The 25,882-nt window shown below is 70.5% G+C and carries 25 protein-coding genes; 13 read left to right on the forward strand and 12 right to left on the reverse strand.

Translation table 11 applies throughout. The features are described 5' to 3' along the window. Positions 1–41: 41 nt before the first annotated feature. Entirely contained in the window at positions 42–1,847 is a 1,806-nt protein-coding gene (gene aspS, locus MTF69_RS04555; protein ID WP_243330894.1) for an aspartate--tRNA ligase, read from the reverse strand. A gap of 136 nt (positions 1,848–1,983) precedes the next feature. On the opposite strand from aspS, the gene MTF69_RS04560 reads away from it, so the two are divergent. Then, positions 1,984–4,200 (forward strand): SpoIIE family protein phosphatase, encoded by a 2,217-nt coding sequence (locus MTF69_RS04560; RefSeq protein ID WP_243330895.1) that lies wholly within the window; start codon positions 1,984–1,986, stop codon positions 4,198–4,200. A 38-nt stretch (positions 4,201–4,238) separates the two neighbouring features. Further along, positions 4,239–5,285, forward strand: coding sequence for an AI-2E family transporter (locus tag MTF69_RS04565; RefSeq protein ID WP_243330898.1), 1,047 nt, complete (start codon positions 4,239–4,241; stop codon positions 5,283–5,285). Positions 5,286–5,311: 26 nt separating this feature from the next. Here the strand turns inward: MTF69_RS04565 and trpS are convergent, their stop codons facing one another. Continuing rightward, complete coding sequence (gene trpS / locus MTF69_RS04570) at positions 5,312–6,370, reverse strand: tryptophan--tRNA ligase (protein WP_243330899.1); 1,059 nt, start codon at positions 6,368–6,370, stop codon at positions 5,312–5,314. 285 nt (positions 6,371–6,655) lie between these two features. After that, positions 6,656–7,279, reverse strand: coding sequence for a TetR/AcrR family transcriptional regulator (locus MTF69_RS04575; RefSeq protein WP_243330901.1), 624 nt, complete (start codon positions 7,277–7,279; stop codon positions 6,656–6,658). Positions 7,280–7,404: 125 nt separating this feature from the next. On the opposite strand from MTF69_RS04575, the gene MTF69_RS04580 reads away from it, so the two are divergent. Beyond that, positions 7,405–8,292, forward strand: coding sequence for an NAD(P)-dependent oxidoreductase (locus MTF69_RS04580; RefSeq protein ID WP_243330902.1), 888 nt, complete (start codon positions 7,405–7,407; stop codon positions 8,290–8,292). A gap of 143 nt (positions 8,293–8,435) precedes the next feature. Continuing rightward, complete coding sequence (locus MTF69_RS43660) at positions 8,436–8,774, forward strand: response regulator transcription factor (protein WP_374322054.1); 339 nt, start codon at positions 8,436–8,438, stop codon at positions 8,772–8,774. On the opposite strand, the gene MTF69_RS04585 is transcribed toward MTF69_RS43660, so the two are convergent. From MTF69_RS04585 to MTF69_RS04595, 3 genes are all read right to left on the reverse strand, one after another. Further along, entirely contained in the window at positions 8,747–9,313 is a 567-nt protein-coding gene (locus MTF69_RS04585) for a DUF3152 domain-containing protein (protein WP_243330903.1), read from the reverse strand. The two genes, MTF69_RS43660 and MTF69_RS04585, sit on opposite strands and share 28 nt — an antisense overlap. Positions 9,314–9,598: 285 nt before the next feature. After that, on the reverse strand, positions 9,599–10,501 hold the full coding sequence (locus MTF69_RS04590; protein WP_243330904.1) for a hypothetical protein: 903 nt from the start codon (positions 10,499–10,501) through the stop codon (positions 9,599–9,601). 150 nt (positions 10,502–10,651) lie between these two features. Further along, positions 10,652–11,047 carry a hypothetical protein gene (locus tag MTF69_RS04595; protein WP_243330905.1) on the reverse strand — a complete coding sequence of 132 codons (396 nt, stop codon included), beginning with the start codon at positions 11,045–11,047 and terminating at the stop codon, positions 10,652–10,654. A gap of 261 nt (positions 11,048–11,308) precedes the next feature. On the opposite strand from MTF69_RS04595, the gene MTF69_RS04600 reads away from it, so the two are divergent. The 4 genes from MTF69_RS04600 to MTF69_RS04615 are packed head-to-tail and all read left to right on the forward strand — an operon-like array spanning position 11,309 to position 15,391. Then, positions 11,309–11,803, forward strand: a complete 495-nt coding sequence (locus MTF69_RS04600; RefSeq protein ID WP_243330906.1) for a hypothetical protein — start codon at positions 11,309–11,311, stop codon at positions 11,801–11,803. Positions 11,804–11,829: 26 nt separating this feature from the next. Beyond that, on the forward strand, positions 11,830–13,401 hold the full coding sequence (locus MTF69_RS04605; RefSeq protein ID WP_243330907.1) for a peptidoglycan-binding domain-containing protein: 1,572 nt from the start codon (positions 11,830–11,832) through the stop codon (positions 13,399–13,401). Further along, a complete protein-coding gene (locus MTF69_RS04610) occupies positions 13,398–14,108 on the forward strand; it encodes an ABC transporter ATP-binding protein (RefSeq protein ID WP_243330908.1) in 711 nt (236 codons plus the stop codon). The genes MTF69_RS04605 and MTF69_RS04610 overlap by 4 nt, the downstream gene beginning before the upstream one ends. After that, positions 14,105–15,391, forward strand: coding sequence for an ABC transporter permease (locus MTF69_RS04615; protein WP_243330909.1), 1,287 nt, complete (start codon positions 14,105–14,107; stop codon positions 15,389–15,391). Before MTF69_RS04610 ends, MTF69_RS04615 begins: the two co-directional genes overlap by 4 nt. A gap of 134 nt (positions 15,392–15,525) precedes the next feature. On the opposite strand, the gene MTF69_RS04620 is transcribed toward MTF69_RS04615, so the two are convergent. From MTF69_RS04620 to MTF69_RS04640, 5 genes are all read right to left on the reverse strand, one after another. After that, positions 15,526–16,524: a pirin family protein gene (locus tag MTF69_RS04620; RefSeq protein ID WP_243330910.1), complete on the reverse strand. Its 999-nt coding sequence runs from the start codon at positions 16,522–16,524 to the stop codon at positions 15,526–15,528. Positions 16,525–16,656: 132 nt separating this feature from the next. Beyond that, positions 16,657–16,821, reverse strand: coding sequence for a hypothetical protein (locus MTF69_RS04625; protein WP_243330911.1), 165 nt, complete (start codon positions 16,819–16,821; stop codon positions 16,657–16,659). A 159-nt stretch (positions 16,822–16,980) separates the two neighbouring features. Then, a complete protein-coding gene (locus MTF69_RS04630) occupies positions 16,981–17,343 on the reverse strand; it encodes a hypothetical protein (RefSeq protein WP_243330913.1) in 363 nt (120 codons plus the stop codon). 102 nt (positions 17,344–17,445) lie between these two features. Continuing rightward, entirely contained in the window at positions 17,446–18,405 is a 960-nt protein-coding gene (locus MTF69_RS04635) for a helix-turn-helix transcriptional regulator (RefSeq protein ID WP_243330915.1), read from the reverse strand. A gap of 31 nt (positions 18,406–18,436) precedes the next feature. Then, a complete protein-coding gene (locus MTF69_RS04640; protein WP_243330916.1) occupies positions 18,437–18,904 on the reverse strand; it encodes an SseB family protein in 468 nt (155 codons plus the stop codon). 297 nt (positions 18,905–19,201) lie between these two features. Here MTF69_RS04640 and MTF69_RS04645 point away from each other — a divergent pair, with 297 nt between their 5' ends. The 3 genes from MTF69_RS04645 to MTF69_RS04655 all read left to right on the forward strand — a co-directional run bounded on the left by MTF69_RS04645 (position 19,202) and on the right by MTF69_RS04655 (position 23,344). Then, the gene (locus MTF69_RS04645) at positions 19,202–21,028 is read left to right on the forward strand and encodes an acyl-CoA dehydrogenase (RefSeq protein WP_243331355.1); all 1,827 of its coding nucleotides are present in this window, start codon (positions 19,202–19,204) and stop codon (positions 21,026–21,028) included. Positions 21,029–21,206: 178 nt separating this feature from the next. Then, positions 21,207–21,947 carry a hypothetical protein gene (locus tag MTF69_RS04650; RefSeq protein ID WP_243330918.1) on the forward strand — a complete coding sequence of 247 codons (741 nt, stop codon included), beginning with the start codon at positions 21,207–21,209 and terminating at the stop codon, positions 21,945–21,947. 98 nt (positions 21,948–22,045) lie between these two features. Beyond that, positions 22,046–23,344 (forward strand): M18 family aminopeptidase, encoded by a 1,299-nt coding sequence (locus MTF69_RS04655; protein ID WP_243330920.1) that lies wholly within the window; start codon positions 22,046–22,048, stop codon positions 23,342–23,344. Positions 23,345–23,441: 97 nt separating this feature from the next. Here the strand turns inward: MTF69_RS04655 and MTF69_RS04660 are convergent, their stop codons facing one another. After that, positions 23,442–23,972, reverse strand: a complete 531-nt coding sequence (locus MTF69_RS04660) for a hypothetical protein (RefSeq protein WP_243330922.1) — start codon at positions 23,970–23,972, stop codon at positions 23,442–23,444. A 544-nt stretch (positions 23,973–24,516) separates the two neighbouring features. On the opposite strand from MTF69_RS04660, the gene MTF69_RS04665 reads away from it, so the two are divergent. Both MTF69_RS04665 and MTF69_RS04670 read left to right on the forward strand, forming a co-directional pair. After that, on the forward strand, positions 24,517–24,774 hold the full coding sequence (locus tag MTF69_RS04665) for a hypothetical protein (RefSeq protein WP_243330924.1): 258 nt from the start codon (positions 24,517–24,519) through the stop codon (positions 24,772–24,774). Positions 24,775–25,010: 236 nt separating this feature from the next. Beyond that, the gene (locus MTF69_RS04670; RefSeq protein ID WP_279345349.1) at positions 25,011–25,880 is read left to right on the forward strand and encodes an SAM-dependent methyltransferase; all 870 of its coding nucleotides are present in this window, start codon (positions 25,011–25,013) and stop codon (positions 25,878–25,880) included. Positions 25,881–25,882 lie beyond the last annotated feature (2 nt).

The raw sequence follows: 25,882 nt of genomic DNA on the forward strand, positions 1-25,882 counted from the left end.
GGATCCGTAACGGATCCCGGGCCCTTCTTTCGTACTACGGCCTACTGGTGAGGCTTGACTGCCTTGTCGACCGGCTCGCTCGTCTTCGTCTCCACCGGCTTGCGCAGCGCGATGTTCAGCTCGCGCAGGCGGGACTCCTCCAGGATGGTGGGCGCGCCCATCATCAGGTCCTGCGCGTTGCCGTTGAGCGGGAAGGCGATGGTCTCGCGGATGTTCGGCTCGTCGGCGAGCAGCATCACGATGCGGTCCACGCCCGGGGCGATGCCACCGTGCGGCGGGGCGCCGAGGCGGAAGGCGCGCAGCATGCCCGCGAACTCGCGCTCGACGGTCTCGGCCTCGTAACCGGCGATCGCGAAGGCCTTCAGCATGACCTCGGGCTCGTGGTTGCGGATGGCGCCGGAGGACAGCTCGATGCCGTTGCAGACGATGTCGTACTGCCACGCCAGGATGTCGAGCGGGTCCTTCTCCTCCAGGTCCTTCATGCCGCCCTGCGGCATGGAGAACGGGTTGTGGGAGAAGTCGATCTTGCCGGTCTCCTCGTCCGCCTCGAACATCGGGAAGTCGACGATCCAGCAGAAGCGGAAGACGTCCTCCTCGAACTGCCCGGCGCGCTTGGAGGCCTCGACGCGGACGCCCGCCATGATCTTGGAGACCTCGTCGAACTCGCCCGCGCCGAAGAACACGGCGTGACCTGCGGCAAGCCCCAGGCGCTCGGTGAGGACCTTGACATTCTCCTCGGTGAGGAACTTGGCGATCGGGCCGGTCAGCGCACCGTCCTCGCCCACGCGGACCCAGGCCAGGCCCTTGGCGCCGAGCGAGATCGCGTACTCGCCGAGGCCGTCGAAGAACTTGCGCGGCTGGGCGGCGGTGTCCGGGACGGCCAGGGCGCGCACGTGCTTGCCGGCGAACGCCTTGAACTCCGAGCCCTCGAACACGTCGGTAATGTCGACGAGCTCCAGCTTGGAACGCAGGTCGGGCTTGTCGTTGCCGTACTTCATCATCGACTCGCGGAAGGGGATCCGCGGGAACGGCGAGGTGACCGGGCGGCCCTTGCCGAACTCGGTGAAGATCTCCGTCATCAGCCGCTCGATGGGCTGGAAGACGTCCTCCTGCTCGACGAAGGACATCTCGACGTCGAGCTGGTAGAACTCGCCCGGCGAGCGGTCGGCGCGGGCGTCCTCGTCGCGGAAGCAGGGCGCGATCTGGAAGTACCGGTCGAAGCCGGAGATCATCAGCAGCTGCTTGAACTGCTGCGGCGCCTGCGGGAGCGCGTAGAACTTGCCCGGGTTCAGGCGGGACGGAACGACGAAGTCACGGGCGCCCTCGGGGGAGGTCGCGGTGAGGATCGGGGTCGCCATCTCGTTGAAGCCGAGGGCCACCATCTTGGAGCGGATGGAGGCGATGACGGCCGAGCGCAGCATGATGTTGCGGTGCATGCGCTCGCGGCGCAGGTCGAGGAAGCGGTACTCCAGGCGGCGCTCCTCGTTCACCCCGTCGTCGGTGTTGATGGTGAAGGGCAGCGGGGCGGCGGCGCCGAGCACCTCGACCGCGGTGACCTCGACCTCGATGTCGCCGGTGGCGAGCTCGGGGTTGACGTTGTCCGCGCCGCGGGAGACGACCTTGCCGTCGATGCGGACGACGGTCTCCTTGGTGACGCTGCTCAGCGCCTCGTTCGCGGCCGTGCCGGGACGGGCGACGAGCTGCGTGATGCCGTAGTGGTCACGCAGATCGATGAAGAGGATGCCGCCCAGGTCTCGACGATTGTGCAGCCAGCCGCTCAGCCGGACGTCGGAGGCGACGTCGGAGGCACGAAGCTCGCCGCACGTGTGGGACCTGTACCGATGCATCAGTCATCCAGTTCTACGTGATACCAGGGTGGATTCAACCGTCCCAAGGTTACCGTCCGGGGCGGGAGCCCGTGCGGGCCAGCCCGCCGGGGGTGTGAACAGGCACGCCAGGCGGATGACCTGTAAAGATGACCAGGTGCGCACAGAGGACGTCCTGGCCGCCATCGCGACCGGTTTGTGGCGATGGGACAACGCCTCCGGGACGGTCACCCTCGACAGCGAGGCCGCCCGGCTGCTCGGGCTGCCCGCCGAGCCCGCCCAGCTGCCCGAGGTCGCCGTGCGCTCGCGCTTCCACCCGGTGGACTGGAACGAGATCAACGGCATCGTGAACCTCGCGGTCGCCGAGGGCACCCTCGCCGAGGCCCGGCTGCGGATCATGGACGAGGACGGGCGCGTGCTGCGCACCGTGCGCAGCCGCTCGAAGCCGCTGGAGAACCGCGCCCCGGACGGCCGCCTCGACTACGAGCTGATCGGCACGATCCAGGAGATAGCCGAAGCCCAGCCCGGCACCACGGCCGTGCACACCCCCATCACCGGTGACTGGCGCCGCTCGCGCGAGGCGTTCCTGCTCGACGCCGGGCGGGCGCTGGCCGAGGCCCGCTCCACCGCCGAGGTCCTGCGGGTGGCGGCCTCGCTGTCCATGCCCGGGTTCATCCCCGACGGTCTGGCCGTCTTCGGCGTGTCCGGCGACCGGCTGTCGATCATCGGGCACCACGGGCACGATCCCGGGGACGAGGGCCCCTTCGCGGACATGCCGCTGCAGACCGACTACCCGGCCGCGGAGGTCGTCCGTACCGGGCGGGCGATCTACCTCCCGAGCCCCGACGACTACAAGCGGCGCTTCCCCACCACCTGGCCGCTCGCCCAGCGCTTCGACCGGATCTCCTGGGCCTTCCTGCCGCTGATCGTCGCGGGGCGCACCATGGGCGCCTGGATGGCCGCGTTCAAACACCCGGTGTCCTTCTCGCCCGACGAGCGCTCCGTCCTGACGACGGTGGCCCGGATGCTCGCGCAGGCCCTCCAGCGCGCCGGGGTGGCCGAATCCGAGCGAGAGCTCACCACCGGCCTCCAGCGGTCGATGATGCCCCAGCTCGGCCCCGAGATCCCCGGGATGACCCTCGCCGCGCGCTACGTGCCGACCGGCGGCGGGCTCCAGGTCGGCGGCGACTGGTACGACATGATCCCGCTGCCGTCGGGACGGTTCGCGCTGGTCATCGGCGACGTCCAGGGCCACGACGTGCGGGCGGCCGGGCTCATGGGCCAGCTCCGGATCGCGGTGCGCGCGTACGCCTCCGAGGGCCACCGGCCCGACGCGGTGCTCTCGCGCGCCTCCCGCTTCCTGGCGGGCCTGTGCTCGGAGCAGGACACCGGGTCGGACACGGGCCGCCCGGGCACGGGCGGAGGCGGCGGGGGCATGGGCGGCGGGGACTCCGATTTCCAGAGCCCGCGCTTCGCGACCTGCCTCTACGTGGAGTGCGATCCGCAGACCGGCCTGCTGGAGGTGGCCCGCGCCGGGCACCCCGACCCGGCGGTGCGGATGGCCGACGGCACGGTCCTGATGCGGCCCACGGCGGGCGGGCTGCCGCTCGGCATCGTGCCGGACACCGACTACCCGACGACGCGGTTCACCCTGGAACCCGGCGAGACGATGATGCTCTGCACCGACGGGCTCATCGAGACGGGCGGGCACGACCTCGACACGGGCTGGGCCCGGCTGCGGGCCATCCTGGAGTCGCAGGTCCCCGACCCCCAGGACCCGGAGCCCCGCCACCTGGAGCGGCTGGCCGACCTGCTGGTCCAGGCGGTGCACGGCCCGTCCTCGCACCACACCACCGGTCCGCTGGCCGACCGGCGCGAGGACGACATCGCCGTGGTCCTGCTCTGCCGCGAGGGCGAGGGCTGCGGCTGCGAGACCCCGCTGCTGCACCCGTCGCGGCCGGCCCGGCGCACCATGACGACCGTCGCCCAGGCGGAGCCGGAGCGGGTCGCGGGGGTCCGCCAGCAGATCCGGGAGCTGCTGCACGACTGGGCGGACCCGGAGCAGGTCGACGCGGCGGTGCTGATGGTCTCCGAGATGCTGACGAACGTACTGGTCCACACGGACGGGGACGCCCTGCTGATCGCCGAGGCGGTCGGCGAGCTCGGCTCCCGCCGGCTGCGGGTGGAGGTCGCGGACGCCTCCGACGAGCTGCCGCACAAGCGGCACCCCGGGGAGATGGCGTCGAGCGGGCGGGGCGTCCTGCTGCTGGAGATGCTCGCGGACGACTGGGGCGTCGACCCGCGCGGCGAGGGCAAGTCCACGTGGTTCGTACTGAACGAACGTTCCAAACCCGAGACCGACCCGCTGGACTGACCTCCGGACGGCGGGCCCCCGACGTGTTTGGATGAGCCGTGCCGACAACTCCCCTGCTGCCCGAGCCCGTACGCCGCCTCGCCGCCTGGTGTGTCGTCGTCCTCCTCGCCACCGCCGTCCTCGCGCTCGTCGTGTGGCTCTGCACCGTCTTCCGGACGGTGGTCACGCCGGTCCTGCTCGCCGTGCTCGGCACGGCCCTGCTCGGGCCGATGCACCGGCGGCTGGTCCGCATGAAGGTCAACCGCTCGCTCGCCGCGGCCCTCACCTGCCTGACCGTGGCCGCCGTGGTCGGCGGGGCCGGCTACATCGTCGTCCTCGCGCTCATCGAGACCGGCGACCAGATCATCGACTCCCTGCGGAAGGCCGGCGCGGACCTCGCGAAGCACTTCGGGGCGCTCGGCACCTCCCTGGAGGACGTGGCCAAGAACTCCAAGGACCTGCTCACCAAGTTCGGCGGAACGGCCGCCTCGGGCGTGGTCACCGGGCTCAGCGTGGTCGCGACGATGCTCGCGACGGCCCTGCTGGCCATGGTGCTGATCTTCTTCTTCCTCCGCGACTCCGACCGTGCCGTCAGCACGCTGCGCTCGATGGTGCCGAACCGCTCGGGCGACCTGATGGAAGCGATGGGGCGGCGCGCGTACGAGGCCGTCGAGGGCTTCATGCGCGGGACCACCTTCGTGGCCCTGGTCGACGCCGTGCTGATCGGCGCGGGTCTGCTGATCCTGCAGGTCCCCGGCGCGGTGGGGCTGGCCGCCCTGGTGTTCGTGACCGCCTACATCCCCTACCTCGGCGCCTTCCTCTCCGGCGCCGTGGCGGTCCTCGTCGCCCTCGCCGACCGCGGCTGGGTGATCGGCCTGTGGGCGCTGGGCGTGGTGCTGGCGGTCCAGATGATCGAGGGGTACATCCTCCAGCCCATGGTGCAGAGCCGCACGGTGCAGATGCACCCGGCGGTGGTCATGCTGGCGATCACGGCCGGAGCGAGCGTCGCCGGCATCCTCGGGATGCTGCTGGCCGTACCGCTGACCGCGGCCTTCTTCGGGGTGGTCTCGGAGCTGCGGTCCCGGTACACGGCGGAAACCGCCTGATCAGGCCGCCTGATCAGGCCGCCTGATCAATACGTGGTCCCCATCGCGGTGCGGACCTCGGCCAGGGTGGCTTCGGCGACCGCGTTCGCGCGCTCGTTGCCGCGCCGCAGGACGTCCCGTACGTGGCCCCGGTCGGCCGCCAGCTCCGTACGGCGCGCCCGCAGCGGGGCGAGGTGTTCGTTGACGGCCTCGGTGACGGCCTTCTTCAGCTGGGCCGCGCCGCCGTCGCCGATCTCCTCCGCGACCGACTCCGGGTCGCGGCCCTGGCACAGCGCGGCGAGCAGGACGAGGCTGGAGACCTCGGGGCGGGCGGCCGGGTCGTAGGTGATGCGGCGGACCGCGTCGGTCTTGGCGCCCTTGAGGAGGCGGGCGGTCTCGTCGGCGGTGGCCGACAGGGCGATCGCGTTGCCCCGGGACTTGCTCATCTTGGTGCCGTCCGTACCGAGCAGCAGCGGCGCGGCGGACAGCAGGGCGTCGGGCTCGGGGAAGACCGGCCCGTTCGCCCCGTAGCGCTCGTTGAAGCGGCGGGCGATGGTGCGGGTGACCTCCAGGTGCGGGAGCTGGTCCTGCCCCACGGGCACCACGCCGGCCTTGCAGAAGAGGATGTCGGCGGCCTGGTGCACCGGATAGGTGAACATCAGCCCGCTCACCGACGCCTGCCGGGAGTGCGCGATCTCGTCCTTGACGGTGGGATTGCGGCGCAGTTCCGCCACCGACACCAGCGAGAGGAAGGGCAGCAGGAGCTGGTTGAGGGCGGGCAGCGCGCTGTGCGCGAAGACCGTGGAGCGTTCGGGGTCGATCCCGGCGGCCAGGTAGTCGAGCACGAGCTCCTCGACGTGCTCGCCGAGGCGGTCGGCCACGTCCCGGTCGGTGAGCACCTGGTAGTCGGCCACGATCACGAAGGTGTCCACGCCCAGGTCCTGGAGCCGTACCCGGCCCTGCAGGGTCCCGAACCAGTGCCCCAGGTGCAGCCGCCCGGTCGGCCGGTCCCCGGTCAGGACCCGGAAGCTCCCCGGATCGGCGGCGATCCGCTCCTCCAGCTCGGCGCTGCGCCGACGCGCCGCCGACAGGTCGTACGTACTCACGGGCTGCTCCTGCTCTCCACGCGGGGACGGGCGGTCGGCCGGCCCGCCGGTCGTCACACCAGATCCAGACCAGATGATCCAGATATAGCCGACAAACCAGGGCAATCGGCGGCGCGAGTGCCGCAAAGGGAGAACCGGCGACCCGATTGCCGACGAAAGACCCGGCGGAGCAAGGCCGAAGGGCGGTGCAGAGGCAGGGACGAGCGACAGCCGCGGCCGGCTACGCCCTGGGCCGCCGGAACCAGGCCGCGCTCTCCTTCCTCAGGCAGCAGGACAGCACCACGATCACTCCGATCCCCCCTGCGCGGTTCCGGAGGCGTACGAGGAGACCAGGCGCGCGAGGTGCCGGCCCGCCAGGAGGAGGGGGGTGCGGTCCCGGGTGACCTGGGAGGTCATCTCGGCGCCCTCCAGGGTGTTGATCACGGTGACCGCCAGGTCGCGTGCCTCCGCCTCCGGGTGGCCGCAGGCCAGGAGCTTCGCGGCGACGAGCTCCTGCCAGTTCGCGAAGGCCCGGGCGCAGGCCGCCTGGAGCTCCGGCAGGCGGCCGACCGACTCCAGGGCCGTGGCCGTCACGGGGCAGCCGTCGCGCCAGTCGGATTCCTCCAGCGCCCCGGCGAGCAGCTCCGCGACGGCCTCCACGGCGCGCACCGGGTCCGCGTGGGCGGACAGCCCGGAGCGGAGCATCTCGGCGAACTCCTCGTCGCCGAAGTGGATCGCGGCGACCGCGAGCTCCTGCTTGCCTCCCGGGAAGAAGTGGTAGAGCGAGCCCAGGGTGGCTTCCGCCTCGCGGACGAGCTGCTTGACCGGCGTGTTCTCGTACCCGCCGTGCTGGAGGAGGCGCGAGGCGGTGCGCACCAGCCGCTCCCGCGTCCCGAGTCCGTCCGCCGTCTTCACCTCTGCTGCTGCCATGGAGGAAACCCTACCCCGGGATCTAGATAGAGCGTTCGTTCCAGTGCGTGCTACGTTCGTTCCGAGCGCTGGATAGAGCGTTCGTTCTAGTGATGGATGACCGGCACACCGAGGAGAGCTCTGCCATGAACCAGGTCACCGCCAGCCCCACCGTCACCGTCATCGGACTCGGCCCCATGGGTCAGGCCATGGCCGCCGCCTACCTGGACGCCGGGTACGAGGTCACCGTCTGGAACCGCAGCCCCGGCAAGGACACCGAGCTCGTGGCGCGCGGCGCGCGGCGGGCCGGCAGCGCCGCCGAGGCGGTCGCGGCGAGCGGGCTGACCGTGCTCAGCCTCATCGACGTGGACGCCCTGTACACCGCCCTCGGGGACGCCGACCTCGGCGGCCGGGTCCTGGCCAACCTCTCCTCCGACGTGCCCGACAAGGCCCGGGCGGCCGCCCGCTGGGTGCAGGAGCGCGGGGCCGAGTACCTCACCGGCGGGGTGAACGTACCGCCCGGCGGCATCGGCCAGGAGGGGTCCTCGATCTTCGTCAGCGGCCCCGAGGAGGTCTACGCGGCTCACCGCGAGGCGCTCGACGTGCTCGCCGCCACCGACTACCGGGGCTCCGACCCCGGGTACGCGCAGCTCTACTACCAGCTCAACATGATCATGTTCTGGACCGCGTACACCGGCTGGTACCAGGCCCTCGCCGTCGCCCGGGCCAACGGCCTGACGGCCGCGGACATCGTGCCGTACGCCGGCTACACGGCCGACAGCATGCGCGGCTTCTACGAGGGAGGCGCCCCGCTGATCGACGCGGACGCGCACGAGGGCACGTACGAGCGCCTCGCCATGTGCGCGGCGAGCGTGGAGCACATCCTCCACACCGCCGCCGACTCCGGTGTGGACACCGGGATCCTGGCCGCGCACGCCGACCTGTACCGCCGCGGGGTCGCCGCGGGCTTCGGCGCCGACAGCAGCTCGCGGCTGATCGGACTGCTGGGTGCGGACGCGCCCCGGGACCGGTAGGAGCGCCGCCCCTTTTCCTTTCAGAGGAACCGACGGTGACAACCCGTCAGTAATGTGGAAAATAACCAATGTGTCGACCTATATCGGAAGGTTAAGCTGAAGTAAATTCCTGGGGTTCCTTGTTTGCGGAAGGTGCAGATTACTTGAGTCCACATTGCACTTTCTGCCAACTCAACGAACGGGACCAGTGCGACAAGGAAACGGGATGGATACGTCAGGGATTACCCCGCATATTCGATCTCTCCGATCGGGAACTCCAGGTGTTCTATTTGATGGCGTGGGGCCCCTCGAATGATGGGCTCGCGGAGAGTCTCGAGATGGCTGTTCGTACGGTGAAATTTCATCTGGAGAACATCCGCGGCAAACTGGGCGGCCTATCCCGCGTCCAGACGTGCGTACTCGCAGTGCATCACCGGATCGCCACCTGCCCCACCGGACACGGATGCGGAGATGATCACGGCACGGACGGCCCTCGGACATAGCGGCCGTTCGTGTCGTACGGCCACGCGTTTGACCGGCAGGAACCCAGCCCCTTGATCTGCTGCATCATCGCGGGTGCGAGTGCGCCGGGACCGGCGCAGCCCTCGTGCCCGCGGCCTATTTCGTGGCCCACTTCATGGTTGATGATGAGTGCCCGGTACTCCTCGACCGGCCCGTCGAACTGCGGGGAACCCTGCACCCAGCGCTTCAGGTTGACCACCACCGTGTGTCCTGTCCGGCAGTTCACGTTGCCGCGGCTCTCCGGCGTGGTCACATCGCACAGACGGTCGGTGGTCCCGGGCGTGGCCACTTTGACCGTGAACTCCACGGGCCCCGAGGAAACGAGCTGGAATCCGTACGCCTTGTTCCTCGTCCAGCCGCGCGGATGCCCGAGGACGTCGGCCACTGCTCGCGCGGTCTGCGGCCCGTTCAGCTGGATCCCGTCCTCGATCTCCACCCGGTAGCGCCGGATCCGCCCCTGCCCCTGGGCCTTGCCCTGGGCCTGCACGACCTTGAAGGTGCCCGGGCCGGTATCCGGCACGGCGGTGCCGGGAGTTGCCGACGGAGAAGGTGACGGCGGCGGCGAGGCCGAGGGGGACGGTGAGGGCGTGGGGGACGGTAAGGCCGTGGGTGTCGGCGCCTGGCTCCCGCTCGGCTCCACCAGCGCTTGCTGCGCCGGCGGCTCGGACGGTATCGGCCGGAGCACGATGACCGCCCCCGCCCCGGCGCAGGCCGCCGCCGCCACGACTGCGGCCGCCAGGGCGCGTTTACTCCTACGGCGCCGTACCGCGACAGGGGTCGGCCGGGCTGCTCGCTTCCCCACGGGTCAGGACGCGGCGATCAGTGAGGCGGCGAGCTTGATGCGCTCGTCGAGCTGCTTCTTCGCCCGGTCCAGGGTCTCGGCGTTCTGCTCGACCAGCCGCTTCTGGTAGGCGGTCTCCACCGTGTACCAGATACCCACCAGGTTGGTCTCCTTCTTGCACTGCACGTCCTGCTTGGCGATGGCAATCGCCTTCGGGCCGCTGAAGTTGGAGTCGTCGATGCCGGGTGGCGGGCCCATCGGGCTGTCCACGGTGTACCCGGCCTTCCCCATGCACTCGCTCCACGACTTGATGGCCTTGCGGACCCGGCTGTCCTCCTGGGAGCGGGCGTAGCCGTCGAAGCGGAAGTTCTGCGAGACCATGATGTCCACCGAGTCCTTGGACGGCGCGTACAGCTTGAGGAAGCTTTCGCGCCGGCAGCCGCCGGCCGGGACCTTCTGCCCGCCGACGACCGTGGCCGCCACATCGGACTTCTCCGCTTCTTCCTGGTTCATCGGGACCGGCAGGGAGGGGTCTACCTCCAGGCCGCCCAGCACCAGCTTCTCGTTGGGCCCCATGGGTTTCTGCGGCGGCTTCTGGGTGCGGCCGATCTCCGGGTTCGTGTAGCCGTACTGGGCCGCCTCGGCGGCATCGGAGAGTCCGTACCGTCGGCCTTCGTCGCCGGTGGCCGCCGAGCCGGCCGACCGCCGCAGCTCGTAGCGGAACCCGTAGCGTCGCATGCACTGGTCGATGAGTACGTCCTGCGCCTCGTCGAGCAGCCCGCTCTGCTGGGCGTTCGGCTCGTAGGAGGCCAGGGGGAAGGCGAGGGTCTTGCTTTCGAGCAGCACCGGCACGGCGCCGATCGAGGGTTCCTCGCCGGAGTCGCCGCCGCCCGACTGTGAGCACCCGGTCAGAAGGAGCGTCAGCACGGCTGTGGACACCGTCAGGGCAGTAGGTACGGGACGCGGCGCAAACATAAAACTCCGATGCGGGGACGGCTAGGATGCGGAGCACGGCAGCTCCGCGCGGCGTATACGCGCGGAGCTGCCGTGTCGCTTGCGAGGTCTAGGCGGATGTGCCTAGGCGATGTAGGCGGAGGAGATGGTGTTCTTGAAGGTCGAGCTGGCGTTGCCCTTGTAGCCGGCCGGGATGAAGCCGTCGGTGCCCCCACCGTTCCAGTCGGTGTGCACGCTCCACCGCAAGGAGTCCTGGTTCGAGTAGGACTCGGTGTTGTCGTTCGTGGTGGATCCGGCGCAGCTCTGCGAACCCTTGAAGGAGTCGTCGGCGAAGTTCGTGTCAGAGATGTAGAGGTCGAAGACCGAGTTCTGCTGGTTCTGGAAGCAGAACAGGCCGAACTCCCCGGACGTGAGCCAGCCGTCCTTGCCGGCGGCCGAGGCCGTACCGGCGCTGACGCCGATGGTGCCGAGAATCAGGCCGGCAGCCGCGACGGCGCGCAGGGAATTACGAAGCTTCATCAGTCATCTCTTTCATTAAAGGCGTTGTGACTTTCGATGGTCGAGGTCTAGGCCATTGCAGGCCGGGCCCTGACCGTCAACGAGTGGATCACGCCATGGCGGGCGTTTACAACTGCCCTTGAGTGCAGGTGCGCGATCACGCCATGGCGTGATTCCCACCTGCACTCGAGTACAGGTAACGCGATCGCGTTTGTCACTTAGGGTGTCGGTGATACGCGATGCCTCAGGAGGACTGCTGTGCCATTCCGACGAGCCCGATTTGTGGCCGCCCCAGCTTTGCTTTCGACCGTTCTTCTGCTGTCCGGCTGCTCGGGTTCGCCCTCCGCTTCACCCTCCGTTTCGCCCTCCACTTCTGCTCCGCAATCCGGGCGGTCCAAGGGAGCGGTCGATCCGAAGCAGGCCGACTTTTTCCAGTGCCTCAAGGAAAAGGGGCTGCCGATGAAGGAAACGGATTCCGGTATTCCGGTCGTGGATTCGAGCAAGGCGGATCTGACCAAGGTCAAGGAAGCCGAAGCCGCCTGCGAGAGCCGCCGGTCGGTTCCGCCGGCGACCCCCGAAGAGCTCGCCGCGGCGAAGACGTTCACCGCTTGCATGCGGGCGAACGGGGTGGCGAACTTCCCCGATCCCGATCCGAAGACTGCCCAGCACGACATGGAAGAGCTCGGCCTGAAGGAGTCACCGGAGGGGGGCAACGCCTTGAAGAAGTGCGGTGGCCGGCCTCAGTCGGTGACCAGCGGGCAGGGCGCCACCGGATGACGGGGGACACGGGGGCCACAGGGCCCATGGCGGAGATAAGCCCCGCAGAGCCCGCCGGGGAGTCCGAAGGCGCTGAGCCCTCCGCCGGTCTGTCCCGGCGTCGCACGTGGGTGGCGGCCGTCGCGGTGGGGGCCGTACTGCTGTCCGCCGCCGGTGTCGCCGCCTCGCTGGTGATCAAGTCGCCGGCGCAGACCGCTGCCGAGGCCGGTCCGCCGCCGTTGGACGTGCTCGTCGCGCGGGTGGAGAAGCGCGTGCTGCGTGACACCGTCATCGTGCGCGGCACGGTCACCTCCGCCCAGGCCGTCCAGGTCACCCCGGCGGTGGCGGGCGGGGAGGGTTCCGGCCCTCCCGTGGTGACCAAGGTCGCCGTTCGTCCGGGCGATCCCGTCCGGGCGGGCAAGGTGCTCCTGGAGGTGTCCGGCCGTCCCGTCTTCGCCCTGCCCGGCGCGCTGCCGGTGTACCGGGACCTGAAGCCGGGTGCCACCGGTGACGACGTGAAGCAGCTCCAGAAGGCCCTCGCCGGGCTCGGCCACGGAACGGGATCCGACCGGTCGGGCATCTTCGGCGCCGGTACGAAGGCGGCGCTGGCCTCCTTCTACAAGTCGATCGGCTACGACCCGTTGCCCGCCGTCGCCGACCGGGGTGAGGCCGTGAAGTCCGCCGAGGACGCGGTCACTTCGGCCGAGCGCTCCGTGGAGGACGCCAAGGCCGCTGCGAAGGCCGCGAACACGGGTTCCTCGGGCGGTACGGGGAGTACGGGTTCCTCGGGCGCCGAGGGCTCCAAGGGCACCTCGGGTTCGGGGAGTACCGGTGGCAAGGGGTCCGGTCAGGACGCTGCCCGGTCCGTGGCGCGCGCCCAGGAGGACCTGACCAAGGCCCGCGAGCGCCTCACCGAGGCCCGCGCGGCGGCCGGACCCATGGTCCCGGCCGGCGAGGTCGTCTTCCTGGAGTCCTTCCCCGCCCGCGCCGACACGGTCAGCGTCCGCCCGGGCTCGCCGGTCAGCGGCGCCGCGATGACCCTGTCCGCGGGCGCGCTGGTCGTACGGGGCCAGCTCGCCGAGCACCAGAAGGGCCTGGTCCGCGCCGGGCAGAAGGTCGAGATCCTCTCCGAGACCAGCGGGGTCACGGTGGCCGCCGAGGTGCTGTCGGTCGCGGACACCGCGTCGGCGCCACCCGCCGCGCCGAACGGCGGCCAGGGGGACGGGCAGGGCCAGCAGGCTCCTGCTCCCGGCGGTCCGAGCGGGTACGAGATGCTCGTACGGCCCGTCGCCGCGCTGGACTCCAAACTCGCGGGCCAGGACGTACGGCTGACCGTGGAGGCCGCCGCGACCGACGGGAACGCGCTGGTCGTTCCGGTGACCGCCGTCTCCGCCGGGACCGACGGCCGTACCAGTGTCACCGTCGTGGACGGTACGGGAGCCCAGCGCCGGGTCGAGATAAGGCCCGGGACGACCGGCGACGGCTACGTGGAGATCCGGCCCACCGGCGACGGCGCCCTCGCGGACGGCGACTCGGTCGTCATCGGAGTCAACCCGGGCGTCCCGAACAAACAGACCAGCGGCAAGGCCGACGGCGGTAAGAACGGCGGCGGTTCATGACCGTGGCCGAGGCCGTAGCCGAGGCCGTGCCGCCCGTCATCGAGTTCCGGAAAGTGGGTCTCACTTACCCGGGCCCCCCGCCGGTGGCCGCGTTCAAGCCGTGTGATCTCACCATCCAGCGCGGGGAGTTCGTCACCGTGGTCGGCCCCTCGGGTTCCGGCAAGTCGACGTTCCTCAACATCGCGGGTCTGCTCGACGCACCGACCGAGGGCCACTACCTCATCGACGGCATCGACACCGGCGCGCTCGGCGACAGCGACCGGACCGCCCTGCGCGGGCGCCGCATCGGATTCGTCTTCCAGTCCTTCCACCTCCTGCCACACCGCTCGGCCCTGGAGAACGTCGCCCTCGCCATGCTCTACAACGGTGTCCCCCGCAAGGAGCGTCCTGCCCGCGCCCGTGAGGCCCTCACCCGGGTCGGGCTCGCCCACCGCCTCGACGCGCTGCCCTCCCGCCTGTCCGGCGGCGAACGCCAACGCGTGGCCATCGCACGGGCCCTGGTCGCCCGCCCATCCCTGCTCCTGTGCGACGAACCCACCGGGAACCTCGACTCCGTCAACGCCGACACCGTCCTGGCCCTCCTCGACGAACTCCACGCCGACGGAATGACCGTCCTCGTCATCACCCACGACCAGGAAGTCGCCGCGCACGGCGGCCGGAGTGTGGCGATCCGCGACGGCATACTGCGCGAACAGGCCCCCGCATGAACCTGCCCCGCCTGCCCCAGCTCCGCCGGCTCGTGCGCGGACGACCGTCCGGCGCCGCCGTCCGTGTCGAGCCCTCCCGCTTCACCGCACGCGACAACGTCTCCGAGGCCTTCGCCGGGATCCTGCAACGCCCGGCCCGCTCGGCACTGACAGCCCTCGGAACCGTCCTCGGCGTCGGCACCTTCGTCGCCGTCCTCGGCCTCACCGCCACCACCTCCTCCCAGATCGACGCCCGCTTCAACCTCCTCACCGCCACCGAAGTGACCATCGAGGACATCGCCCAGGAGAAGAACAACTTCGCCGGCCCCGGATTCCCCGCCGACGCCGACGAACGCGTCGGACGCCTGGGCGGAGTCCAACACGCCGGCGTCTTCTACACCGTCCGCCTCGACGACACCGACGGCGGCGTCCGCTCCGCCCCCGTCGGCGGCACCACCGGCGAGGGCGACAACACCGGCGTCATCGCCGCCTCACCCGGCGCACTACAGGCCGCCGCCCCCACCATGGCCCAGGGCCGCCTCTACGACGAATACCACTCCAGCACCAAGCAACGCGTCGCCGTCCTCGGCTCCTCCGTCGCCGCACGCCTGGGCATCACCACCCTCGACACCCGGCCGGCCGTCTTCATCGGCTCCGAGCCCTTCGCCGTGATCGGAATCATCAACGACGTCAAACGCAAATCCGACCTCCTCCTCACCGTCACGATCCCCCGCACCACCGCCGAGGAAATCTGGGGCCCACCCGAGAGCAGCGGCACCACCATGCTCATCGCCACCGACATCGGCGCCGCCCAACAGGTCGCCCAACTCGCCCCCACCGCACTACGCCCCGACCACCCCGAATACCTCAAAGCCGTCCCACCACCAGACCCCCGCACCCTGCGCTCCGGAGTCACCTCCGACCTTCAGCAGCTCTTTCTCATCCTGGCCGGGATCTGCCTGGTCATCGGAGCCGTCGGCATCGCCAACACCACCCTCGTCGCCGTCCTGGAACGCACCGGCGAAATCGGCCTGCGCCGCGCACTCGGCGCCCGCGGCCGCCACATCACCACCCAATTCCTCGCCGAATCAGGCGCCCTGGGCGCACTCGGCGGACTCGTCGGCACCTCCCTGGGCACCCTCACCGTCGTCAGCATCGCCGTCATCCGCGACTGGACCCCCGTCATCCACCCCGCCACCGTCGCCACCGCACCCCTCCTCGGCCTCCTCACCGGAGTCCTCGCCGGCCTCTACCCCGCCTGGCGCGCCGCCCGCATCGAACCGGCAGAGGCGCTTCGGCGCTGAGTCCCTCCGGCGCTGACGCGCTGACGTGCCGGGGCACTACACGGCGAAGCCCCGGGCCGGTGGCCTGGGGCTTCGCCGTACGGGGGGCTCGGGGCTCGGACGCCACCGGGGTGGCGTCACCCCGGGGGGCGGGGTCAGTCCTCCGCGGCCTCGCCCGTTCCGCGGTGGCCGAGGCCGGTCCGCTCGGTGGTGGGGATCCGGCCCAGCCGGCCGGCCTGGAAGTCGTCGAACGCCTGCTGCAGCTCGTGCTTGCTGTTCATCACGAACGGCCCGTAGTGCGCCATCGGCTCCCGGATCGGCTGCCCGCCGAGCAGGACTATCTCCAGCGCGGGGGCGTTGGAGTCCTGGCCCTCGTCGGCCCGCAGGGTCAGCGAGCCGCCCTCGCCGAAGACCGCGGTCTGCCCGGTGTGGATGGGCCGCCGGTCCTCGCCGACCGAGCCGCGCCCGGCCAGTACGTACGCCAGGGCGTTGAAGTCCTCGCGCCACGGGAGGGTGATCTGCGCGCCGGGTGCGACCGTCGCGTGGATCATCGTGATCGGGGTGTGGGTGATGCCGGGGCCCTGGTGGCCGTCCAGCTCGCCGGCGATCACGCGGAGCAGGGCGCCGCCGTCCGGGGTGGAGAGCAGCTGGACCTGGCCGCCGCCGATGTCCTGGTAGCGCGGGGGCATCATCTTGTCGGAGGCGGGGAGGTTCACCCACAGCTGGAGGCCGTGGAAGAGCCCGCCGGACACCACGAGCGACTCCGGCGGAGCCTCGATGTGCAGCAGGCCGCTGCCGGCGGTCATCCACTGGGTGTCGCCGCCGTTGATGACTCCGCCGCCGCCGTTGCTGTCCTGGTGGACGAAGGTTCCGTCGATCAGGTAGGTGACGGTCTCGAAGCCGCGGTGGGGGTGCCACGGGGTGCCCTTGGGCTCGCCCGGGGCGTACTCCACCTCGCCCATCTGGTCCATCATGATGAACGGGTCGAGGTACTGGTAGTTGATCCCGGCGAACGCACGGCGCACCGGGAATCCCTCACCCTCGAAGCCACCCGGGGCGGTCGTGACGGCCAGCACCTTGCGGGCGGTCGTCTCCTGGGCCGGCTCCCCGACGCGCGGGAGCGTCAACGGGTTCTCCACAGTCACTGCAGGCATGGTCGGAACCTCCTTCTGGCGTCGAGTTTAGTTGAAACCCGAACTTTCTGCCACTCGACAGAACAGAGAAGACCCCGGGGGAATTCCCCGGGGTCTCAGGTTCCCTCTGCTGCGCGCTCGGCGCGCGGCCCGTCAGTCGCAGGTCGGGTGGAACCGGCACCAGTGGGCCGGCGCCGCCTCGGCCGGAGCCGCGGCGAGGACGCCCACGCCCATGGTCAGGGCCACGGTCGCCAGGACGGCGGCCGCCTTCGCACGAAGCCCTGCACGCGTGGCCGAAGTCTTGCGCGTACGAATCATGGCTGGCTCCTCAGGTCGAAATCCGGATCGATCGAGATCGAAATCGAGTGGGGTTGTGGGGGACCCCCCGCGCATCCCCCGCAGTCCCGGTGTTCGGGAGTCGCGGCCGCCGGCCGCGATCCCTTCGGGCAGGGCCCGAAGGCCTACGGCTCGAAGGGCCTACGGCTGGATCGAGACCGAGTTGTACGGGGTCATGTTGAGCGGGATCGACTGACCCGGCCACACGCCGTCACAGTCGGTGCCGTTGGTGTTGTGGCACAGCCAGATCTTCCAGCCGTGGGTCTGGTTGTTCTTGACGAGGTGCGTGCCCTCGTAGGAGTAGATCTTGTAGACGCCCGCGTACTTCCACATGTCGCGGATCCCGCTGCCCTCGGTGGTGCCCCAGTAGATGCAGGCGTACCCGCTCGGGCAGTAGGTCGCGACGGCCTCGGCCGGTGCTGCCGCCAGGACCCCCGTACCCAGCGCCATCACCCCCGCGGCCGCCACTGATCCGAGCTTCGTGCGTAAGGACGTACGTGCCATCACGGTCCCCCTGTCAGTAGGAGCGGGCTTCCCCCCGCAGCACTGATGTTCGGGACTCCCGGCCGCCGCCGCGATCCTTTCGGGTACCGCCGAAAGCTGCGCTCAGGCGCCGCTGTGGAGGAGGTCCACGCCCAGGGCCGTCGCGGAGTGCAGGACCGCCTTGCCGTCCCGCGCCGTGGTGATCAGGCCCGCCGCGCGCAGGGTGCGGGTGTGCTCCGAGACCGACGGGAGGCTGATGTGGAGGTCGCGGGCCAGCTCGGAGGTGGTCCGCTGCTCGATCAGCAGCTGGAGCACGGCCGCCCGGGTCCGCCCCAGCAGCGCGTCAAGCGCGCCGTCCGCCCGGTCCGGGGACACCAGCGGCAGGGGGGTCAGCGCCGGGTAGAGGAGTACGTACGTCCCGTCCGGCTGATCGTCCAGCAGCGGGCGGCCCGTCCAGAACGGCGAGGGCATCAGCACCAGCCCGCGCCCGCCGAGCCGTACCTCGTAGTCCGGCGGCCGGCCCACCTCGAAGACCAGGCCCGACCAGTCGGCCTCCGGGTGCGTGCTCGCCAGGCAGGCCTTGATCCCGTGCGCGGCCAGCAGCCGGGTCCGCCAGGCCACGTCCGCCTGGAAGGACTGCCGGATCCGCGGCCAGTGCGGGGCGATGAGGACGTCGTACGCGGACCGGAGCGCGGAGTCGAGCTGCTCCCGGGCCTCCCGGTCCTGCCCCCACAGGGCGCGCAGCCAGGACGGAGACCCGGGCGCGCGGACGGCGGCGCGGGCCAGCCCCTCCGGCGTGAGGAAGGGGACCCGGTCCCGGATGACGGCGAGGCCCTCCTCCAGGCTGCGCACGTACGGCTCCACGAACTGCGGGTTGTCGCCGTCGGGGCGCAGCAGGTCGAACAGCGGCCGCACCCGCCCCGGCAGCTCCCGCGCGGCGAGGCTCCGCCAGCGGCCGAAAACCGCCTGCTGGTCCGTACGCTGCGCGGCGACCAGCGCGAGGGCCAGCTCCACCAGGGGCTGGGGCTCGCTCGCGAAGGTGACGTTGAGCAGGTCCTCGGCCTCGAAGTGCACGCGCAGCATGTCCGCCCCCTACCGGCCCGACCGTCGGCTTCTAGCCGTACATGCGGCGCATGGCGAAGTCGACCATCTGCTCGACCGCCTTCGCGTCGAAGACCATCCGGTGGTCGCCCTCCATGTCGAGGACGAAGCCGTAGCCGGTGGGCAGCAGGTCGATCACCTCGGCGCCGGTGATCACGAAGTACTTGGACTCCTTGCCGGCGTACCGGCGCAGCTCCTTGAGCGTGGTGAACATCGGGATGACCGGCTGCTGCGTGTTGTGCAGCGCGAGGAATCCCGGGGTGTCGCCGCGCGGGCAGTAGACCTTCGAGGAGGCGAAGATCTGCTGGAAGTCCTCGGCGGACAGCGACCCGGTCGTGAAGGCGCGTACCGCGTCCGCGAGGGAGGGCGGCGAGGGCTCGGGGTACAGCGGCTGCTGAGGCTGCTGCTGCGCGTAGCCCTGCTGGGGCTGGGCGTAGCCGCCCTGCTGCCCCGCGCTCACGTTCTGGTCGTAGCCGTACATGGCCCGAAGCCTACCGAGGCGGTGGCCCGGCGGGACGTCGAGTTCCGGTCAGTGGGCTTCGAGCTCCGGCGGGGGACGGCGAATCCGGCCGGGGCCTAGCCCTGCTCGACGCGCCGGGGCTGCAATGGGGAGTGGTCCAGGGGCCCGGGAGCCGGAGCGTCCGGTGCGAGCTCGAACTTGACCCTGGTCACAGTCACCACGGAAGGGTTGCCGTTATTACCCGTGGGTAGCATCATTACGTTACCGATTGGTATGCACGAGGAACCACTCTCACCGAGCCTTAACGGAGCCGTCGCCATGGGGCACTACAAGTCGAATCTCCGCGACATCGAGTTCAACCTCTTCGAGGTACTCGGCCGCGACAACGTGTACGGCACTGGCCCGTTCGGTGAGATGGACACCGAGACCGCCAAGACGATCCTCAGCGAGATCGCCAAGCTCTCAGAGAACGAGCTGGCCGCCTCCTTCGAGGACGCCGACCGCAACCCGCCCGTCTTCGACCCGGCCACGAACACCGCGCCCGTCCCGGCGTCCTTCAAGAAGAGCTACAAGGCCTTCATGGACTCCGAGTACTGGCGCCTGGGCCTGCCCGAGGAGATCGGCGGCACCACCTCGCCCCGCTCCCTGATCTGGGCCTTCGCCGAGACGATCCTGGGCGCGAACCCGGCCGTCTGGATGTACTCCTCCGGCCCGGCGTTCGCCGGCGTCCTCTTCGAAGAGGGCAACGAGGTCCAGAAGAAGATAGCCGCGCTCGCCGTCGAGAAGCGCTGGGGCTCCACGATGGTCCTCACCGAGCCGGACGCCGGCTCGGACGTCGGCGCCGGCCGCACCAAGGCGGTCCTGCAGGACGACGGCTCCTGGCACATCGAGGGCGTGAAGCGCTTCATCACCTCCGGCGAGCACGACATGGAGGAGAACATCCTCCACTACGTCCTCGCGCGCCCCGAGGGCCACGGCCCGGGCACGAAGGGCCTCTCCCTCTTCCTGGTCCCGAAGTTCCACTTCGACCGGGAGACCGGCGAGCTGGGCGAGCGCAACGGCGTCTACGCGACGAACGTCGAGCACAAGATGGGCCTCAAGGCGTCCAACACGTGCGAGATGACCTTCGGCGACCAGCACCCCGCCAAGGGCTGGCTGATCGGTGACAAGCACGACGGCATCCGCCAGATGTTCATGATCATCGAGTTCGCCCGGATGATGGTCGGCACGAAGGCCATCGCGACCCTGTCGACCGGCTACCTGAACGCGCTGGAGTACGCCAAGGAGCGCGTGCAGGGTCCGGACCTGGCCGAGTTCATGGACAAGGCGGCCCCCAAGGTCACCATCACGCACCACCCCGACGTGCGCCGCTCGCTCATGACGCAGAAGGCGTACGCCGAGGGCATGCGCGCCCTGGTGCTGTACACCGCCTCGATCCAGGACGAGATCCAGCTGGGGCAGGCCGCCGGCGAGGACACCGCCTCCCTCGTGGGCCTCAACGACCTGCTCCTGCCGATCGTGAAGGGCTACGGCTCCGAGAGGTCCTACGAACAGCTCGCGCAGTCGCTCCAGACCTTCGGCGGCTCGGGCTACCTGCAGGAATACCCGATCGAGCAGTACATCCGCGACGCCAAGATCGACACCCTCTACGAGGGCACCACGGCCATCCAGGGCCAGGACTTCTTCTTCCGGAAGATCGTCCGCGACCAGGGTGCTTCCCTCAACGTCCTCTCCGAGACGATGAAGAAGTTCCTGGCCGAGGGCCCCGGCGGCGAGGACCTCGCCCCGGCCCGCGACGCGCTCGCCAAGGCGGCCGTCGACCTGGAGGCCATCGTCGGCCAGATGATCGTGGACCTCACCGCCACCGGCGAGGACGTCAAAAACATCTACAAGGTCGGCCAGAACACCACCCGGCTGCTGATGGCCTCCGGTGACGTGGTCGTCGGCTACCTGCTCCTCAAGGGCGCGGCCGTGGCCGCCGAGAAGCTGCCGGCCGCCTCCGCCAAGGACGTGGCGTTCTACACCGGCAAGATCGCGGCGGCGAAGTTCTTCGCCTCCCAGATCCTGCCGGGCGTCTCGGTGGCCCGCGCGCTCGCCGAGTCCGTCGACAACACCCTGATGGAGCTCGACGAGGCCGCCTTCTAAGGCCCGTCCCCGCCTCCCCCCAGCTGTACGCGGTGTACGTACGCGCCGACGGCCGGGCCCTCCGCACGGGGGCCCGGCCGTCGGCGTGCGCGCGGCTCCGGCTCCCCTGCGCAGCCCCGTACCGCCTGTGGGCTGCGGGGTTCCCGGGATGTCGGTGGTTCGTGGGACGCTCGTGGGTATGAGTCCACAGGAGCAGCAGCGCGGCAGCAGGGGGTACTCGGTCCCGACCGGGCGCCCCTATGCCCTCAAGGAGCTGCAGTCCGCCGTGGGCAGCCTCGGAGACCACCTCAAGGAGCTCTACGAGGGCGCCCACCCCACCGAGTACGAATCGGTGGCCGACGCCCTCTACACCGCCTTCCAGACCGCCGCCGGGCTCGCCCCCGCCAAGAGCTACACCGGCTGCCCGGAGCACCCCAACGGCGCGCTGGACCCCGAGGCGCCCGACGGCTGGGGACGCTGCCTGATCTGCAACGACCGGCGCCGCCTCGGACTGCGCGCGCAGGGCGCCCGGGCCGCGTCCGCCGCCCCGCCCGCCGCGGAGCAGCGGCGGCTCGGTTACCCCGTGCCCGAGCCCCCGTACGACCTCCAGGCGCTGCACGGCTGCCTGCGCACGGTCGAGGAGCGGCGCTTCCACCTGAGCCTGTCCTCGCCCCCCGAGGACTTCGTCGCGATGGCCGACGACCTGCACCGCGCCTTCATCGTGGCCCGCGAGCTGTCCCGGCCGCGCAACGCCTCCGGCTGCTCCGAGCACCCCGGCGCACCCATCGATCCCGACGCCCCTCCCGGTGAGGCCTGTATCTTCTGCGCCGGACGCAAGAGGCGCGCGCAGCGCTCCGCGCAGACCCCGGAAATGCTCCCGCGCATCCGCCGGGGCGAGCGCAGACAGCTGCAGCGCCGCTTCGACCGTCCGCCGGGCTGACGAGCACCGGGTGCCCCGGGACACACCCCCCGCGGCCCTCCTCCGGCTATCCGCCGAGTCCGGCCATGACGAACACGACCGTCGTTAAGGTGAACCATATGAGCTCTCCCGCCGCCGCCCGCTTCGACCGCGGCCACACCGACGACCTGATGACCTTCCTGGCGGCGAGTCCGTCGCAGTACCACGCCGTGGCCAATGCGGCCGAGCGGCTGGAGAAGGCCGGATTCAGGCAGTTGGCCGAGACCGACGCTTGGGACGCGAGCACGGGAGGCAAGTTCGTACTCCGCGGGGGCGCGATCATCGCCTGGTACGTGCCCGAAGGCGCCGCCGCGCACACCCCGTTCCGGATCATCGGCGCGCACACCGACTCCCCCAACCTCCGGGTCAAGCCGCTGCCCGACACCGGCGCCCAGGGCTGGCGGCAGATCGCCGTGGAGATCTACGGCGGCACCCTGCTCAACACCTGGCTCGACCGCGACCTGGGCCTGGCCGGACGCCTCACCCTGCTCGACGGCACCGAACGGCTCGTCAACATCGACCGTGCGCTGATGCGCGTACCCCAACTCGCCGTGCACCTGGACCGGTCGGTGAACACCGACGGGCTCAAGCTGGACAAGCAGCGGCACATGCAGCCGATCTGGGGCCTCGGCGACGTCCACGAAGGCGACCTGATCGCCTTCCTGGAGGACGAGGAAGGCCTCGACCGCGGCTCCGTGGCCGGCTGGGACCTGATGGTCCATTCGATCGAGCCCCCGGCCTACCTGGGCCGCGACCGCGAGCTCCTCGCGGGCCCCCGCATGGACAACCTGCTGTCGGTCCACGCGGCCGTCGCGGCCCTCGTCGCGGCCTCCACGGCCGGCACGCTCGACCACATCCCCGTCCTGGCCGCCTTCGACCACGAGGAGAACGGCTCGCAGTCGGACACCGGCGCGGACGGGCCCCTGCTGGGCAACGTGCTGGAACGTTCAGTCTTCTCGCGCGGCGGTTCCTACGAGGACCGCGCGCGGGCCTTCGCCGGTGCCATCTGCCTCTCCTCGGACACCGGCCACGCCGTGCACCCCAACTACGCGGAGCGGCACGACCCCTCGCACCACCCGCGCGCCAACGGCGGCCCGATCCTGAAGGTCAACGTCAACCAGCGCTACGCGACCGACGGCAGCGGCCGCGCGGTGTTCGTGAGCGCCTGCGAGCGCGCCGGCGTCCCGTGGCAGACCTTCGTCTCCAACAACTCGATGCCGTGCGGCACGACGATCGGCCCGATCACCGCGGCCCGGCACGGCATTCAGACGGTCGACATCGGCGTGGCCATCCTCTCGATGCACAGCGCCCGCGAACTGTGCGGCGCGGACGACCCGTACCTGCTGGCCAACGTCATGCTGGCGTTCCTGGAGAACTAGGGCGAAGGGGCCGGGTCCGACGGCGGTTCCAAGGCCGGGGCCCGGCCCTTCCGGTGCGCGGCGAGGTCCGGGCCAGGCAAGATCCGAAAGAGACGGCCTAGTCCTGGACGTGGCGGGCGAAGCGCTGCTGCGCGGCCTGGCGGCTGATCCCGTACGCCTTGCCGATCGCCTCCCACCGCACCAGCTGGCGGCGCCCGGAGCGCACCGCTTCCACGCCGGTCTCGCGGCCCGTCCTCTCGACGCGGGCCGCGACCCTCAGCGCGGTGAGGGCCTGCCCGCTCGCGCTCAGCTCCCCGATGCGCTGCCGCAGCGAAGCCAGCAGCTCGTCCACGTCGGGCGGCACGACCCCCTCCACCTGCGTGACGTGGAAGTCCCAGTCCGCGTACGGGCCGGTTCGCTCCTCGTACCCCTCGGTCGCCATGTCGTCGCCGAAGTCGATCGGGTGGACCGGACCGCCGCGCCAGCCGCACGAGCATGCGCCCCGCACACCGATGGCGCGGGGGGCGTCGGCGCCGTTGTAGACCCACCACAGGGTGTTCCCGTCGGCCGCGGGCCCCGGCTCGCTCCCGTCCGCGAGCACCGCGGCGAGGTGTCCCTCGTGGCGGCCTCCCTCGTCAACCCAGCGCATGTCCGGCCCCTTTCATCAACGAAGCGACTGTCAAGGCTCCTTGACACATGAGGAGCTGTCAAGGAACCTTGACACGGCTGGAGTTCGATGCTCTCCGGCCGATTCCATTCCGCTCCGGCCCCGCACCGTCTCCGGCCTGGAGCGACGTCCGGGGGCGCGGGCCCGTGGATGTGCACCGGCGCGTGGTGGCGACAGCCCGGGTTGCACCGATCGAGTGAACATCGAAAAGCCGGAACCGGCTCCGCTTGCACGGGCCGCCGCCTTGCCGGGAGCCCCGGTCGAAGATTGTCGAAGATTTCCGACCGGTTCGGGACCGGCTGGCGATCATATCGGCTCCCCATCCTTATATCTTCTGAGCGCGGAATGCCCCTCGGCGAAATGAAGCGGAACCGCACCCTTTGTTTTCACGTGGAGTCACACCGTGGCGACTACCCGCCGCGCGTGATTGTCTGCGGACCGGAGCGCACGAAAAGGGCCCCGAGGGTCGACTCCTCAGGGCCCCGCCGTCCGAGCCAACCGCCCATCCCGTGTAGAGGAGTACGAGTTGATCGAACGTTTTTACCGGAAGCTGATTTCCCGTCTTCCAGTGCCGCCAGACATTAGCATTCCGATCCACCTCACCGCCCAAACCGCGATCGCCTCCACCCTTTCGGTGGTCGTGCGCTGGAGTTCCGCCCTGACGTTCGCGACGGTGACCGGCGTGGTCTGGTTCGGGGCACCCCCCGAGGCGCTCTGGATGTGCGCGCCCGCGGTGTGGGCCGACCGGACCTCGGTCACGTACCAGCGGATCCGCCGCACCTGACGGCCGGGGCCGGGCCGGTTCCCGACCGGGCCGGCCCGGCCCACCCGTACCCACCGCGCCGGCTCACGCTCGAACCCGTGACCACCGCCGATCAGATCGCGCCATCTTCCCCGACCGGGTCCGGCCCGCCCGTGGAGGCCCCCGCCGCCGCCGCATTCCAACGGCATATGCAAACTCCGCTTCCCCGGCCGATTTGTGTCACGGCCGGGTAGTCCCGAGAGGCTATTGCTCCTAGCATGTCGGGCCTGCGCAAAGGTGATCCGCCACCGGTCCAGCGGTGTGCGGGGGCAGCGCAATGCGGGGAGCAGGCCATCCAACTCGATCTCAGCAAACCGAGCGTTGCCAGAATGTACGACCACCTCCTCGGCGGTACGGACAATTACCCGGCCGACCGGGAAGCCTGCGCGGACCTGCTGCGCATCGCGCCCTCCACCAGGGAGGTGGTCCGGATCAACCGGGCCTTCCTGACGCGCGCGGTGCGCTACCTCTCCGCCGAACGAGGCGTCCGACGCTTCCTCGACCACGGCTCCGGGCTCCCCACCCGCCCCAACGTCCACGAGACCGCCCAGCGGGCGGACCCCTCGGCACGCGTCCTCTACATCGATCGCGATCCGATCGTCCACGCCCACGGGCGGCTCCTTCTCGAAGAGGACCTGGCCACCACCGCGGTCATAGAGGCCGACATCCGCGACACCGAGGGCATCTTCGGGACCTCCGAGATCGAGCGGCTCCTGGAGGGCGGCGAGCCGGTCGCCGCCCTCTTCGTCTCCGTGCTCGACTGCCTCCCGGACTCCGACGACCCCTGGCAGCTCGTCCGCGAGGTCGCCCGGCACCTGCCCGCCGGCAGCTACCTGGTCATCTCGCAGCTCGCCAGCGACGACCCCGTCCTGCGCGAGCGGGTCACCGCGTTCATGCGGGAGACGGTGGGAGGCGCGTGGGGGCAGGTCCGCTCGCTGCAGGAGGTCGGCCGCTTCTTCGACGGCTTCGAGATGCTCCGCCACGAGGCACCCGTGGAGGTGTCCGAGTGGTATCCCGACGCCGAGCTCTCCCCCCGCCAGTCGACCCGGGAATGGATCGGATACGGCGGCGTGGCACGCATCCCGTAGTC

Origin of the sequence: Streptomyces sp. AP-93 (assembly GCF_022808175.1) — a bacterium.
Classification (GTDB): Bacteria; Actinomycetota; Actinomycetes; order Streptomycetales; family Streptomycetaceae; genus Streptomyces.

Bases quoted from the DNA above. Each gene is read 5' to 3' on its own strand.
- aspS (WP_243330894.1), bottom strand. From the start codon at position 1,847: ATGCATCGGTACAGGTCCCACACGTGCGGCGAGCTTCGTGCCTCCGAC.
- MTF69_RS04575 (WP_243330901.1), bottom strand. From the start codon at position 7,279: ATGGCAGCAGCAGAGGTGAAGACGGCGGACGGACTCGGGACGCGGGAG.
- MTF69_RS04580 (WP_243330902.1), top strand. From the start codon at position 7,405: ATGAACCAGGTCACCGCCAGCCCCACCGTCACCGTCATCGGACTCGGC.
- MTF69_RS04595 (WP_243330905.1), bottom strand. From the start codon at position 11,047: ATGAAGCTTCGTAATTCCCTGCGCGCCGTCGCGGCTGCCGGCCTGATT.
- MTF69_RS04605 (WP_243330907.1), top strand. From the start codon at position 11,830: ATGGCGGAGATAAGCCCCGCAGAGCCCGCCGGGGAGTCCGAAGGCGCT.
- MTF69_RS04610 (WP_243330908.1), top strand. From the start codon at position 13,398: ATGACCGTGGCCGAGGCCGTAGCCGAGGCCGTGCCGCCCGTCATCGAG.
- MTF69_RS04615 (WP_243330909.1), top strand. From the start codon at position 14,105: ATGAACCTGCCCCGCCTGCCCCAGCTCCGCCGGCTCGTGCGCGGACGA.
- MTF69_RS04620 (WP_243330910.1), bottom strand. From the start codon at position 16,524: ATGCCTGCAGTGACTGTGGAGAACCCGTTGACGCTCCCGCGCGTCGGG.
- MTF69_RS04625 (WP_243330911.1), bottom strand. From the start codon at position 16,821: ATGATTCGTACGCGCAAGACTTCGGCCACGCGTGCAGGGCTTCGTGCG.
- MTF69_RS04630 (WP_243330913.1), bottom strand. From the start codon at position 17,343: ATGGCACGTACGTCCTTACGCACGAAGCTCGGATCAGTGGCGGCCGCG.
- MTF69_RS04635 (WP_243330915.1), bottom strand. From the start codon at position 18,405: ATGCTGCGCGTGCACTTCGAGGCCGAGGACCTGCTCAACGTCACCTTC.
- MTF69_RS04640 (WP_243330916.1), bottom strand. From the start codon at position 18,904: ATGTACGGCTACGACCAGAACGTGAGCGCGGGGCAGCAGGGCGGCTAC.
- MTF69_RS04645 (WP_243331355.1), top strand. From the start codon at position 19,202: ATGGGGCACTACAAGTCGAATCTCCGCGACATCGAGTTCAACCTCTTC.
- MTF69_RS04650 (WP_243330918.1), top strand. From the start codon at position 21,207: ATGAGTCCACAGGAGCAGCAGCGCGGCAGCAGGGGGTACTCGGTCCCG.
- MTF69_RS04655 (WP_243330920.1), top strand. From the start codon at position 22,046: ATGAGCTCTCCCGCCGCCGCCCGCTTCGACCGCGGCCACACCGACGAC.
- MTF69_RS04660 (WP_243330922.1), bottom strand. From the start codon at position 23,972: ATGCGCTGGGTTGACGAGGGAGGCCGCCACGAGGGACACCTCGCCGCG.
- MTF69_RS04670 (WP_279345349.1), top strand. From the start codon at position 25,011: ATGTCGGGCCTGCGCAAAGGTGATCCGCCACCGGTCCAGCGGTGTGCG.